The following is a 13,012-nucleotide window of genomic DNA, read 5'->3' as shown; positions in this document are numbered from 1 at the left end:
AAAAGGGCCATACAGTACCAGACTCACCAGTGAACTCAAAAGGTCCATTGGGGTAAATGGTATCACTGCATGTGGCTTTTTCACAAAGTTATTAATAAGGTGATATCGATGAAACCGATCGAAGACTCACCACTCACAACTCACCACTCACAACTCACAACTCATAACTCATAACTCATAACTCACACACTCACAACTCACACACTCAACTCACCACTCACCACTCACAACTCATGCCGCGATCCTATTTGAACTCAGAATCACAATCGGGTCTTGTCTCAACAGCCTTGTCATTGCCTGGTAAAGTTCAGGCAATTCATGTCTCATTCGTATCGGGTTCTCAAAAAACACTTCTACACTTACTGCCCAGAACTCATGATAGTTCGTACCGGCATAATCACCCAGGATATTTTTTTCACCCTTTTGCATCCCTTCAAATATGGGCCGGGCTACCTTTGAGAAGTTTTTAAATTCTTTCTTAAAATGCTTGTCTTCTTCTGTTTGGGTGATGAAGTTAACATAGGTCAGTGCATGGCCCATCTCATGTAATCCAACATTACAGTTTGGTGAAAGTCTTTTTACACCCTTCATAAAATTATCCCAGGAAAGATAGATGCCGCTGTGATCAACATGTCCCTGGAATGGGCGGGAATAAAAGCCATAATGATAGTCATCTTTAAGAATAAATATATCGCGGAAAAAATTAAGCATGAATTTTTCAAGACCAAAGGTGAGTTGAACCGCAACTGCGCTGACCAGTAAAGGCATCTCCGCATTTTCTGTCACTTCAATATAATGGAATCTTTTTGCCTTTCTGAAGAGATAGGTTCTGAATAAAAATTTACGCTGATCTTCCAGGTTTAGACGATTATAAAAACGCAGATGAGTGGAAATAATGGTGTGGTAGAAAGTTTCCTGCGAAAGGAAATTCTTGAACTGCCGTTTGACCTGCAGCTTTTCGAACCATTCTACTATCGGTGAGTAGCCGAGAATGATTCCAACAACAAACAAAGAAATGTACAAAATTTCCATAAGGTTCCAATTTTAGGTAAGTACAAAATCGGATACGAAATGTCAACAAAAAGTGCTTCACAGAGTTGGATAATGTGCGGTCTTTCTGGAATGGAAATTTTCTTTCTTTCAGTTGTGGGCCTATCTTAAAGATGCGGGCTAATCTTATAGAACAGGACTTTGTTTTCTCAAGGAATGGGGATTGGTCACAGGTAGGGATCTGGTGGATGGGATTGCGGATGCAAAACCTGGGAACAAAGTAAAAAGAATATTTCAAAAATGAAATAGCACCGCAAAAAAGCTTTTCCTGTTTTAACGTACCTTTGCCGTCCTGATACCTAAGTTCATGATTATTAATGGATTTACAATCAGAAAACTCATCCGGAACTCAGAAGAAGTCGATCTTTTTTTAGATAACCGGGCTATTAATTTCAACAAAGTTAGAATTTTTATTATACAATGTACAGAACGCATACTTGTGGAGAATTAAGAACCACTGACTCAGGCAAAGAAATTATATTGGCAGGCTGGGTACAAACCATTCGAAAATTTGGAAGTATCACCTTTATCGATCTTAGGGATAGATACGGCATTACCCAATTGTTAATGGGTGAAGAGCTCAATGACAAGCTTGACAAACAACCTCTTGGAAGGGAATTTGTAATCCAGGTAAATGGCACGGTTTCCGAAAGGAGTAATAAAAATCCAAACATCCCCACAGGAGAAATTGAGATCAGGGTCAGGTCTTTTAATATTTTAAATAAGTCTGCTACACCACCGTTTACAATACAGGATGATACAGACGGAGGAGACGATCTCCGTATGAAGTTCAGGTACCTGGACCTAAGGAGACAAGCGGTAAAAAAGAATCTTGAATTAAGATATTCTGTGAATCGTGCTGCGAGAAATTATCTTCATACCAACCAGTTCATGGATATAGAAACACCTTTCCTGATCAAATCTACACCGGAGGGTGCCCGTGATTTTGTTGTGCCATCGAGGATGAATGCCGGCCAGTTTTACGCCTTGCCACAATCACCACAAACATTTAAACAGTTGCTGATGATCAGTGGGTACGATAGATACTACCAGGTTGTGAAATGTTTCCGTGATGAGGATCTTCGCGCTGACAGGCAGCCGGAGTTCACACAGATAGATTGCGAAATGAGTTTCGTTGAACAAAACGACATTCTCGATATGTTTGAGGGGATGATAAAACATATATTTAAAGAAGTCAAAAACATAGACATAACGGAGAAGGTGCAAAGAATGACCTGGGAAGATGCGATGTGGCAGTATGGTAATGATAAGCCTGATATACGTTTTGATATGGCCCTTTCAAATCTGAAATCTGCATTTTTGAAAGATGGAAAAATCCAGGCGACAGGTGAGCTTATCAATAATAATGGCTTTAAGGTATTCGATGATGCAGAAACTGTAGTGGCAATAGCTGTGCCGGGATGTAGTGAATATACCCGAAAACAAACTGATGAACTAACGGATTGGGTTAAGCGCCCCCAGATCGGCATGTCAGGCTTAATATTCATAAAGGTTAACCAGGACGGAACTTTCAAAAGTAGTGTAGATAAATTCTTCAATGAAGATAAATTAAAAGCGATAGCTGCTTCCTGTAATGCAAAACCCGGTGATCTGGTTTTGATTCTGGCGGGTAAAGAAGAAAGGACCCGTAAAGCCATAAGTCAATTGAGGCTTGAAATGGGTGAAAGGCTCCGCCTACGTAGGAATGATGAATTCAAACTATTATGGGTGCTGGATTTTCCACTATTTGAATATAGCGAAGACGATAACCGCTGGGTAGCCCGTCATCATCCCTTTACTTCTCCTAAACCGGCGCATATAGAAGTGATGATAAACAACAGTGAAAAAATTGAAGACGCTGCAAATTACCTGCAACATCCATATTCAAACATCAAGGCAAATGCCTATGACATGGTACTAAATGGTAATGAGATCGGTGGTGGATCAATCAGGATCTTCCAGCGTGATCTCCAGGAAAAAATGTTTGCCGCATTGGGAATGGACAAAGAAGAACAGCAGCATAAATTCGGTTTTCTCCTTGGTGCTTTTGAATACGGCGCGCCCCCTCACGGTGGTATTGCATTTGGTTTCGACCGTCTCTGTGCTATCATGGGCGGTAGTGAAAGTATACGTGACTTTATTGCCTTTCCAAAAAACAATAGCGGAAGGGATGTTATGCTCGATGCACCATCAACTATCGACCAGAAGCAATTGGAAGAATTGCAGATTAAGCTTGATCTGAAATAAATGGTGCTCAATCTGAAATAAATAGTGCTGACTAACAGCACAGAACACAAGCAATCACTAAAGGGAATATGAAAAATCTGGGCATTTACAGGGTTATAACTTATTTATTACTTTTTGTCGCCGCATTTATGTCGGTCGGTGTGTTTACGAGCCTCCTGGCGGCACTTGCCAACCCGGTTGGGCTTCTCCAGGTATTCGTGCTGGCTTGTATAATCATATACACATACTGTAGCTGGCGCTTCCTTGTGAGGGGAATTGACAAGGGCATTCCAAGCAAGCCTGTAATGCGGGATCTCATCAAGGTGAATGCTTATGTCAGCGTTGCCGTCGGGGCGCTACTCTTTATCGTAATGGCTTGTGTAATCGTATTGCCTGAATTGTTTCAAAATGTTTTAGAGCAGACCAGGGCTGCCCAGCCACCCGGAACTGATTGGAGCAATGATGAAATCTTAAAAGGCGCCAGGTTTGCCGTCGGCTTCCTTGTTACCTATGGTGCGTTGTTGCTGATCCATCCATTCATGACTTTTCGCCTGCTTAAACAATTCCCCCAGTTATTCCAGGAACCAACCAACTAGCACGATGATTGTATAGTTGAAAACATCTCTGTGTAGCTGATAACATCTCATAAATCAAATGGCTATGACTGATCTTCCGGGCAAGTGGAGAATATTTAAGGCGCTGAGTATAATCCAGATGATCACGGCCATATTTATGCTTGTAATTTCAATCGGGGGTATATTTTATGGGGATAATTTTTTCTGGCGGGCATTCGAAGGCCTTTGTTATGGACTGATGCTGATTTTTCTTTACCAGGGTTTTACCATTCTGAATGATAATTATCCGGATACTCCTCTATCGCTAAGTCAAAAACGGAATTTTAATATTCTTTTTCTGCTTAATTTCCTGTTGATTGCTTTTTTATTCGCCAAGGTAGTGGTTCAATGGCGGTTCGTCCGGTCTGTCATAACCGGGTTTACACTTGAACCAAGGGGACAGTTCCTGGTGCTTCTTCCATTGATTATGGCTACCCTGCTTTTCATCCTGAATGTGGTTCATCTTGCAGGGATGTATCGCCTGCGGACCATGCTCTATGAAAACAACCAGAAGAAAATTGATGATGAATTCATCAATGATGATTAAGCGTTTATTATGCCCCTCAGATGGAAAATATTCCGGATTGCAAATTATTTTACACTGCTGATTGCAATTGCAATTACCGGTCTGGGCACCTACTTTTTCATCGGCTCCAGCCTTAATAGTGCAGACATATTTTACTTTATCATTTTTGCAGCTGGCGGCCTCGTGCTTATCATGAACTATTCGGTCAATATTTTCCTGCTGGAAAGATATTATCCGGATGGTGAACTTCCCGGATCTTTACAGATGTTTATTGCCATTGTACTGTCACTTAGTTGTCTTACTATCGGATTTCTGACCCTGGTTTTTTCGGTTGAATTTTATGATGTTGTACTGGCACGAAAATACAACCGGGTTTTATTCAGCAGGGCAGGAATTTTCTCTTTATTATCTGGTATGATTTTATTGATTACGTACTATATATTCTGGATGCAGGTGGCTTTGCGCAAGACAATCAAACGCAATCGTCAGACCCTCTATTCAGCTTTCCTGGATTCTAATTAACGGGCAACTATATTACATGATTTACAAACTTCTATTTTTAGCAATAATATCAGGACAGTTTTTTGTCAATAAAACATTGGCACAGACGAGCATGGGACAGGCATCCACTTCAGAAAAAACAGGCACCTTATACGACCAGGCTTATGGAAATGACAAATGGCAGAAGATGGACATATACATGCCAAATACCAGGAATGACTCAACGGTAGTTATGATAATTGTACATGGGGGCGCATGGGTCCGTGGCGATAAATCTGAATTCAACCCTTATGTGGCAGCGCTGCAAAAGTTGCTACCAAACTACGCTTTCGTCAATATCAACTACCGGCTGTTCAGAAATGGAAAGAACGGCTTTCCAGCTCAGGAAGAGGATATGAAATCGGCTGTTCTATATCTTGAAAAAAGACTGGAAGAACTTGGCTTGCCAAAACGAATCGTGTTGTTGGGTGCAAGTGCCGGCGGTCATCTTGCGCTATTGCAGGCTTACAAAAATTCAGGAACCATCAAACCGGCTGCTGTAATCTCATTGTTCGCTCCAACAGATATGCTGGATATGTACAATAATTCCTCCAATCCTGATGTGGCACCAATGCTCAGTGAACTCCTGGGTACAACGCCTGCTGAAGATCCGGGTGTTTACAGGCGATCAAGCCCGGTGGAATATGTAACGGCATCTTCGCCTCCTACCCTGTTACTCCAGGGCGGGCGTGACAGGATGGTGCATGAGGAACAGGCAAAAATTCTTCAGAAAAAGCTTGACAGCCTCAAAGTTATTAATGAGCTTAAGATCTATCCGGATGAAGGTCATGGATGGACAGGCCCTGCACTCTTCGATTCATTTGTGAGGGTGGCTTCCTTCCTTAAGAGAAATGCGAGGTAATAACTGCAGAATTATCGCATTTTTGCAACCCAGCACTATAAGTAAATACCAGCGAAAATGAAACCACCTTTAGCAGAAAGAATGCGGCCTGAAACATTGGATGACCTGGTTGGCCAGGAACACCTCGCTGGCGATAGAAGCATATTAAGGGCATCTATTGAACAAGGCAAGATACCATCGATGATTCTTTGGGGACCTCCAGGCACTGGCAAAACAACCATCGCGAATATAATTGCTCATAGTCTTCACTTACCTTTTTTTACACTAAGCGCCATCAGTTCCGGGGTAAAAGATGTGAGAGAGATTATTGAGATCTCTAAGTCGAAGGAACATGCCATTTTATTTATTGACGAAATACACCGCTTTAATAAGGGACAACAGGATGCGCTACTCGGTGCTGTTGAAAAAGGTATCATTACACTGATAGGTGCAACCACTGAAAATCCCTCATTTGAAGTGAATAGTGCATTGTTGAGCAGGTGCCAGGTTTATGTTCTTAAACCTTTGCAGGAAAACGACCTCATCAGGCTATTGCAAATTGCAATGCAGAAAGACGAAACATATAAGCAACTCAATATTGACCTTCGTGAAACCGAAGCCCTGATTAATATTTCAGGTGGTGATGCGCGAAAACTTCTAAATCTTTTTGAACTGGTACTCGACACCCTCAGCAATGAACCGGTTATTGTTATTACGGACCAGGTTGTTATGGACATTGCCCAGAAAAGAATTGCTCTCTATGATAAATCAGGGGAACAACATTATGATATAATTTCTGCATTTATAAAATCAATCAGGGGTAGTGATCCAAATGGTGCTGTATACTGGCTTGCCCGAATGATTGAAGGTGGCGAAGATGTGAAGTTCATTGCCCGGCGTTTGGTAATTTCAGCCAGCGAAGATATTGGTAATGCGAACCCTACGGCATTAGTACTTGCTAATGCCGCCTTTGACGCTGTGAATAAAATAGGGCATCCTGAATCAAGGATCATACTTTCCCAATGTGCTGTATATCTTGCAACTTCAGCTAAGAGCAATGCATCATATATGGCAATTGATATGGCAGCAGCAGCCGTACGGCAATATGGCGATCTGCCTGTACCGCTTCATATCAGGAATGCCCCCACGAAGTTGATGAAGAATCTCGATTATGGCAAAGGCTATGAGTACTCACATAGCTATGAAAATAATTTCTCAGCGCAGGAATATCTTCCTGACCAGATTGCAGGTTCAAAGTTTTATGAACCGGGAAAAAATGCAAGGGAAGAAGAGTTGAGAAAATATCTCAGGGCTTTGTGGAAGGAAAAATATAAATATTAAAATCACCTTCGTAAACACTCCTGAATCTATGTCTGTCAACTGGTCCTTGAAAGAATTTTCCGCGTTAAGTGTTGATGAGTTATATGCTATTATACAACTCCGCAATGAAGTATTCGTAATAGAGCAGAACTGCGTGTTCCAGGACGCTGATGGAAAAGACCCATATGCCTGGCACCTGATGGGTTTCAATGAGAATAATCAACTCGCCGCATATACAAGACTGTTACCTGCTGGTGCTGCTTTCGACGAGCCCAGCATAGGCAGAGTGGTGACCGCCAGCTTTGCAAGAAATTCCGGAATTGGGAAAAAACTGATGACCGAGTCAATTAATACTGTTTATAGTTTGTTCGGTAAACAGCCGATAAAGATCGGTGCCCAGTTATATCTTAAAAGGTTTTACGAATCATTTGGATTTCAACAGTCTAGCGAAGTTTATCTCGAAGATGGAATAGAACATATTGAAATGTTATTAAGGTGAATCAGCAAAACATATCAACTACTACGTATTTTTTTTTTAGCCCTCATACATAAATCACACAATTCTGCGTTTATAAATTCGTACAGCCCGGTCTGAACTATGTAAGACTGGAATCTCGACCATCTGAAAACTAAATCTAATATCTAATGAAACAGAATCTACACTCTGTGTGGAAGTGTTTGTGCCTGACTGTCCTAGGTTATTCATCTTCCCAGACCACTTTTGGCCAATACTCGGAACAAGTCTCATTTTGGGAAGCCGGTATAACAGTCGGCCCTTCAAACTTTCTCGGTGACCTTGGTGGTAATACCGGTAAAGGAACTCCCTTCTTAAAAGACAATAACATTCAAAAAACGAAGCTGACATTTGGTGCTTTTGCTACCTATCAGCCTAATGAGTATTTAGGTTTAAGGCTATCTGCCAACATCGGAACACTTGAAGGGGATGATGCAATCATTAAAGGTAAAGGAGGTCTTGAAGAAGCCAGGAAAACGAGAAATTCAAATTTCAAATCACCACTCATCGAAGGTTTTGTTGCTGTTGAAGTTTATCCAACAGCCTTTCTTGAATATGAACCCTCAGACATCTTTCATAAACTTCGTCCCTATGGATTAATAGGTATTGGTATGTTTCATTTTAATCCAAAAGGTAAAGATCCTGTTACAGGCAACTGGGTACCGTTGCAACCTTTACATACTGAAGGTCAGGGATTCCCTGAGTATCCCGAACGCAAAGAATACAAACTTACCCAGGTAAATATTCCAATGGGTTTCGGCGTAAAATATTTTCTCAGTGAGTCAGTGAATCTGGGTCTTGAGATCATACACAGAAAAACATTCACTGATTATATCGATGATGTAAGTACTGACTATATCGATCCTGCATTATTCTATAGCAATATGTCTTTGCCACAAGCACAGCTTGCGCAGAGAATGGCAAACAAGTCTATACCTGCAGGTGGTAACGTGAATGGTTTCACAACCGGAAATAAAAGAGGCACACCCACCAATAATGATGCTTATTATTCAATAGGTTTCAAACTTGGATTCCGACTGTCCAGTGACCGTTATGGAAATTCAACCCGTTGTCCGGTAGTTTTCTAATTGCTGAGATCGAGAGATTCCGTACTGTTCCGACCCTTGTACCTTAACCGACTATGAAACTAGCCTTAACCCTTAATTGCTGCTGCGGCATTAGCTGGCGAAGCTTTGTATTGTTTTGTTTGCTGATCATATTATCAGCACAGGCAAGAAGCGAAAGCTATCCTAAACCGCTAAGCGATACAATCCTGATTCAAAAACAGCAGGTAAGCAGGAAACATGGCATCAGGCTTTATCCCGATGCGACTCACCATGTCTTGTTTTTTGGAGCAAAAGGAATTTATGGCAGAGCATACCAGTTATTTATATTCGATGTTGAAGGTAAACTGGTCAAACAAGTCAACATCAAAAACAAACAAACAACTGTTCTTGAAAATATTCAAAAAGGCGATTACCTGTTCGAAGTGTTTAGCGATGATGAACGAATTGAAAACGGCCAGGTAATAGTCAGATAGATATAATAAGACTTAACAGATCAATAAGCGGCAGGGAAATTATATAAATCCAATATCCGGTTAGTCAAAAAACCTGATCCGTTCCCTATCAAGTGCCCGAGACAAAAGATTTTTATAATCACTCCCTGCACTAGCTTATTGAAATATAAAATCTTCTGGTCGATTCCAGTATCCTCAGTAGCCGGCGATGAGCAATTGCCGGCTATTTGTTTTTTATATCACCAGGTTTTTTATTCTATCCCAATCATTCATATCCTGATTCATTAGAATCCTGATTCATTTGATATTCTGAAATATTCATTTTATCCTGTGCTTAAAATAATTTCATTCTTCTATTATTTCAGGAAAATCTCTGCCGCTTCCTGCCAGTTATTGATTCGGTCGTAATAGGCGTTTTCAAGGTTATGAGCAGAACTGTACATATAGGCTTTCCCTTTGAAATGTTCCAGGTTTTTTACATGATCGTCAATCATGTAATCACCGCTGATAAGTTTCTTGTCTCCACAGAGCGTAAGTTGTCTCCAACTAAAAAATGGAAAATGCTCCATTAACCAATCATATTTATCAACCAATGAATTAGGAAATTCCATTGCTGCTGACACGATAAAAACTTCGTACTTTTTATTCATTTCTTTCAGAACACGTACACTATCATCCATCACCGGCAGATGGCGAAAGAAACCCGGCGAATGAAGCCTGTCAAGTATTAATCTCTGATGTTCTTCGGGGAAACCCAAAACCCATGAGCCGACAAGCATCTTTTTCCAATCTACACTCCTGCCGTATTCCTTTTCATACCATTCTATCATCGCTCCCATAGGGTCAGCGATTACTTCATCCATGTCAACGATAATTCTATCCATTTATCATTTATTTGAGTTCTACTTTTAAAAACCTGCCTGTATGGCTTGCTGTTACTTTAACCAGGTCCTCGGGAACTCCCTCAAATAATATCAAACCGCCGCCATCACCACCTTCCGGACCTAAATCTATTACATGATCGGCCACTTTAATAACATCCATATTATGCTCGATTACAAGAACAGTGTTACCTCTGTCAACAAGTTTATTCAACACATCAAGGAGGTGACGGATGTCTTCGAAATGAAGACCGGTAGTAGGCTCATCCAGGATATAAAAAGTCTTACCGGTATCTTTTTTTCCCAGTTCTGTTGCAAGCTTTACACGTTGGGCTTCACCTCCGCTTAAAGTCACCGCCGACTGGCCCAGTGTTATATAACCTAAACCTACTTCCTCAAGTACTTTGATCTTTCGATAAATGTAAGGTACATTCTGAAAAAATTCAACAGCTTCTTCAACTGTCATATCAAGTACATCGCTTATTGATTTTCCTTTATACCTGATCTCCAGCGTTTCCCTGTTATATCTTTTACCCTGGCATTTCTCACAATGCACATAAACATCCGGCAGGAAATTCATTTCAATTACCCGCATACCACCGCCCTCACAAACATCACAACGGCCATTCTTAACATTAAAGGAAAACCTGCCGGCAGTGTATCCCCTGATCTTGGCTTCAGGCACAGATGCGAATAAGGTCCGGATATCGGTGAAGAACCCGCAATATGTTGATGGATTGGATCTTGGTGTTCGTCCTATAGGACTTTGATCGATCTCGATTACCTTATCAATATGTTCAAGACCCTTAACACTTTTATATTTCAGCGGGTTAGTCTTCGAATTAAATGCATGCTGACTAAGTATCGGGTAAAGCGTTTCGTTGATCAATGTCGACTTCCCACTGCCGCTCACACCCGTCACAACAATAAATTTACCAAGCGGGAAAACAGTGCTAACATTTTTAAGATTATTTCCTTGAGCTCCTTTCAACTCAAGTACTTTTCCGTTTCCTTTTCTTCTTTCTTTCGGAACAGGTATTGATTGTTTCCCGTTTAAGTATGAAGAAGTCAGGGTGTCTAAGGTTAACAAGTATGATGGTTTACCTTCAGCTACTATCCTGCCGCCATGAGCGCCGGCCTTAGGTCCGATATCAACCAGGTAATCGGATGCAAGCATGATGTCTTTATCATGTTCTACTACAATAATACTATTACCTATGTCGCGGAGATTGGTCAGTGCTTTAATCAGTCGATGATTATCGCGCTGATGAAGTCCGATACTTGGCTCATCGAGTATGTAAGTAATACCCTGCAGTTGCGAACCAATTTGAGTTGCCAGCCTGATCCGCTGCGATTCACCACCACTCAGTGTCCTTGAGGGTCGGTTAAGACTGAGATAATTGAGGCCGACATCCAGGAGAAACTGGAGTCTTTCCCTGATCTCTTTAACGACGTCTTTACCAATGATATTTTGTTTGTTATTTAAGCGTTTTTCGATTCCCCCAAACCAATTCATCAGTTTATCGAGATTGAGATCGCTGAGTTCCGAAATATTTTTCTCATCAACCTTAAACCAAAGACTTTCTTTCTTAAGTCTTGCACCCTTGCATTCATCACAGGTCTTCAGTTCCATAAACTGTTCAACCCATTCCCTCAGTGAATCACTGGTACCACCTGCAAACCATCTTTTTAATTGGGGAACAAGGCCTTCATATTCGCTTAAATATATCTCGCCGTTTGCAACCACATCATCAAAATCAGGTATGTCTTCAACAGGCCCGGTTTCATTTCCATACAGAATCAGGTTTAATGACTTTTCGTTCAGATCCTTTACCGGTTTATCCAGGCTGAACTTATGCTTGCGCGCCAACTGCTGTACCTGCTTGTATACCTGGCTTTCTCTTTCAGCACCCAAAGGAACAATTGCACCTTCGTTAATACTAAACGAAGGATCAGGAATTATAGCCTCGAGACTTATTTGGTAAACATTACCAAGACCCTTACAAACCGGGCAGGCTCCATAAGGCGAGTTGAATGAAAAGGAATTTGGAGATGGCTCTTCATAACTGAGCCCGGTATCTTCACACATCAATTGTTTAGAGTACTGAATAATCTTGTTGTCATCGTTCAATAACAAAAACATCAGATCCTTACCGGTCTGAAGAGACTTCTGAACACTTTGGCTGACCCTGGTCCGCATCTCCTCCGTAACAGCCAGGCGATCTATAACCACTTCGATGTCATGAATTTTGTAACGATCAACCTGCATCTTTGCTGCCAGGTCTTTGACCTCACCATCAACCCTCACTTTTACATATCCCTTCTTCCTGATGTCTTCAAACAATTCACGATAGTGTCCTTTACGCCCTCTTACAATGGGTGCAAGCAGCGTTATTTTTTTTCCTTTGAACTTTTTATAAATATTGTCAACAATCTCCTCTTCACTAAACTTGATCATTTTTTTACCAGTATGATAACTAAAGGCTTCTCCAATGCGCGCATAAAGTAAACGCATGAAATCATATACTTCAGTGATCGTACCAACTGTAGAACGGGGATTTTTATTTGTTGTTTTTTGCTCAATGGAAATAACAGGCGACAGGCCGGTGATTTTATCAACGTCGGGTCTCTCCATATCACCAATGAATTGCCTGGCATAGGCCCCGAAGCTTTCCATATATCTTCGCTGACCCTCAGCATAGATAGTATCGAATGCGAGTGAAGATTTTCCTGAACCACTTATACCGGTGATAACTACAAGTTGGTTCTTGGGTATGCTGATATCTATATTCTTAAGATTATGAACCCTGGCTCCAAATACCTCGATTAACTCATGATTGTGTATGCTATTTCCATTTGTTGACGGGAGCTTGTCAACAACTGCTGTTTTTGATTTTGCCATAATTTTTTGCGAATTGCAAAGATACGAACAAATCAGGTTTAAAGAGGTTCAATTAGAGTTGGAACAGGAGCCGTTTTGT

Annotated in this window: 12 protein-coding genes; 9 read left to right on the top strand and 3 right to left on the bottom strand. The window is 41.1% G+C overall.

Going from position 1 to position 13,012, the window contains the following annotated elements:
* Nucleotides 1-231: 231 nt before the first annotated feature.
* Entirely contained in the window at nucleotides 232-1,032 is an 801-nt protein-coding gene (locus VK664_RS07555; RefSeq protein WP_461398023.1) for a zinc-dependent peptidase, read from the bottom strand.
* Nucleotides 1,033-1,470: 438 nt separating this feature from the next.
* On the opposite strand from VK664_RS07555, the gene aspS reads away from it, so the two are divergent.
* The 9 genes from aspS to VK664_RS07510 all read left to right on the top strand — a co-directional run bounded on the left by aspS (nucleotide 1,471) and on the right by VK664_RS07510 (nucleotide 9,171).
* Nucleotides 1,471-3,297: an aspartate--tRNA ligase gene (gene aspS, locus VK664_RS07550; RefSeq protein WP_461398022.1), complete on the top strand. Its 1,827-nt coding sequence runs from the start codon at nucleotides 1,471-1,473 to the stop codon at nucleotides 3,295-3,297.
* Between the two features lie 68 nt (nucleotides 3,298-3,365).
* A complete protein-coding gene (locus VK664_RS07545; RefSeq protein WP_461398021.1) occupies nucleotides 3,366-3,872 on the top strand; it encodes a hypothetical protein in 507 nt (168 codons plus the stop codon).
* A 64-nt stretch (nucleotides 3,873-3,936) separates the two neighbouring features.
* Nucleotides 3,937-4,437 (top strand): hypothetical protein, encoded by a 501-nt coding sequence (locus VK664_RS07540; RefSeq protein ID WP_461398020.1) that lies wholly within the window; start codon nucleotides 3,937-3,939, stop codon nucleotides 4,435-4,437.
* 9 nt (nucleotides 4,438-4,446) lie between these two features.
* On the top strand, nucleotides 4,447-4,938 hold the full coding sequence (locus VK664_RS07535) for a hypothetical protein (RefSeq protein ID WP_461398019.1): 492 nt from the start codon (nucleotides 4,447-4,449) through the stop codon (nucleotides 4,936-4,938).
* 16 nt (nucleotides 4,939-4,954) lie between these two features.
* Nucleotides 4,955-5,818 carry an alpha/beta hydrolase fold domain-containing protein gene (locus VK664_RS07530; RefSeq protein WP_461398018.1) on the top strand — a complete coding sequence of 288 codons (864 nt, stop codon included), beginning with the start codon at nucleotides 4,955-4,957 and terminating at the stop codon, nucleotides 5,816-5,818.
* 57 nt (nucleotides 5,819-5,875) lie between these two features.
* On the top strand, nucleotides 5,876-7,138 hold the full coding sequence (locus VK664_RS07525; protein ID WP_461398017.1) for a replication-associated recombination protein A: 1,263 nt from the start codon (nucleotides 5,876-5,878) through the stop codon (nucleotides 7,136-7,138).
* A gap of 28 nt (nucleotides 7,139-7,166) precedes the next feature.
* Complete coding sequence (locus tag VK664_RS07520; RefSeq protein WP_461398016.1) at nucleotides 7,167-7,616, top strand: GNAT family N-acetyltransferase; 450 nt, start codon at nucleotides 7,167-7,169, stop codon at nucleotides 7,614-7,616.
* A 146-nt stretch (nucleotides 7,617-7,762) separates the two neighbouring features.
* Nucleotides 7,763-8,719, top strand: a complete 957-nt coding sequence (locus VK664_RS07515; RefSeq protein WP_461398015.1) for an outer membrane beta-barrel protein — start codon at nucleotides 7,763-7,765, stop codon at nucleotides 8,717-8,719.
* Nucleotides 8,720-8,772: 53 nt separating this feature from the next.
* A complete protein-coding gene (locus tag VK664_RS07510) occupies nucleotides 8,773-9,171 on the top strand; it encodes a T9SS type A sorting domain-containing protein (RefSeq protein WP_461398014.1) in 399 nt (132 codons plus the stop codon).
* A gap of 335 nt (nucleotides 9,172-9,506) precedes the next feature.
* On the opposite strand, the gene VK664_RS07505 is transcribed toward VK664_RS07510, so the two are convergent.
* Nucleotides 9,507-10,034 carry a 5' nucleotidase, NT5C type gene (locus tag VK664_RS07505; protein WP_461398013.1) on the bottom strand — a complete coding sequence of 176 codons (528 nt, stop codon included), beginning with the start codon at nucleotides 10,032-10,034 and terminating at the stop codon, nucleotides 9,507-9,509.
* A gap of 7 nt (nucleotides 10,035-10,041) precedes the next feature.
* Nucleotides 10,042-12,933 carry an excinuclease ABC subunit UvrA gene (gene uvrA, locus VK664_RS07500; protein WP_461398012.1) on the bottom strand — a complete coding sequence of 964 codons (2,892 nt, stop codon included), beginning with the start codon at nucleotides 12,931-12,933 and terminating at the stop codon, nucleotides 10,042-10,044.
* Between the last annotated feature and the right edge of the window lie 79 nt (nucleotides 12,934-13,012).

Source organism: Flavitalea sp. (genome assembly GCF_035489435.1).
GTDB lineage: Bacteria > Bacteroidota > Bacteroidia > Chitinophagales > Chitinophagaceae > DATHKG01.
Note: the sequence above shows the minus strand (reverse complement) of the source record. Positions and strands in the feature narration are given on the sequence as shown.

Bases quoted from the DNA above. Each gene is read 5' to 3' on its own strand.
- VK664_RS07505 (WP_461398013.1), bottom strand. From the start codon at position 10,034: ATGGATAGAATTATCGTTGACATGGATGAAGTAATCGCTGACCCTATG.
- VK664_RS07545 (WP_461398021.1), top strand. From the start codon at position 3,366: ATGAAAAATCTGGGCATTTACAGGGTTATAACTTATTTATTACTTTTT.
- VK664_RS07540 (WP_461398020.1), top strand. From the start codon at position 3,937: ATGACTGATCTTCCGGGCAAGTGGAGAATATTTAAGGCGCTGAGTATA.
- VK664_RS07530 (WP_461398018.1), top strand. From the start codon at position 4,955: ATGATTTACAAACTTCTATTTTTAGCAATAATATCAGGACAGTTTTTT.
- aspS (WP_461398022.1), top strand. From the start codon at position 1,471: ATGTACAGAACGCATACTTGTGGAGAATTAAGAACCACTGACTCAGGC.
- VK664_RS07510 (WP_461398014.1), top strand. From the start codon at position 8,773: ATGAAACTAGCCTTAACCCTTAATTGCTGCTGCGGCATTAGCTGGCGA.
- VK664_RS07515 (WP_461398015.1), top strand. From the start codon at position 7,763: ATGAAACAGAATCTACACTCTGTGTGGAAGTGTTTGTGCCTGACTGTC.
- uvrA (WP_461398012.1), bottom strand. From the start codon at position 12,933: ATGGCAAAATCAAAAACAGCAGTTGTTGACAAGCTCCCGTCAACAAAT.
- VK664_RS07525 (WP_461398017.1), top strand. From the start codon at position 5,876: ATGAAACCACCTTTAGCAGAAAGAATGCGGCCTGAAACATTGGATGAC.
- VK664_RS07555 (WP_461398023.1), bottom strand. From the start codon at position 1,032: ATGGAAATTTTGTACATTTCTTTGTTTGTTGTTGGAATCATTCTCGGC.
- VK664_RS07535 (WP_461398019.1), top strand. From the start codon at position 4,447: ATGCCCCTCAGATGGAAAATATTCCGGATTGCAAATTATTTTACACTG.
- VK664_RS07520 (WP_461398016.1), top strand. From the start codon at position 7,167: ATGTCTGTCAACTGGTCCTTGAAAGAATTTTCCGCGTTAAGTGTTGAT.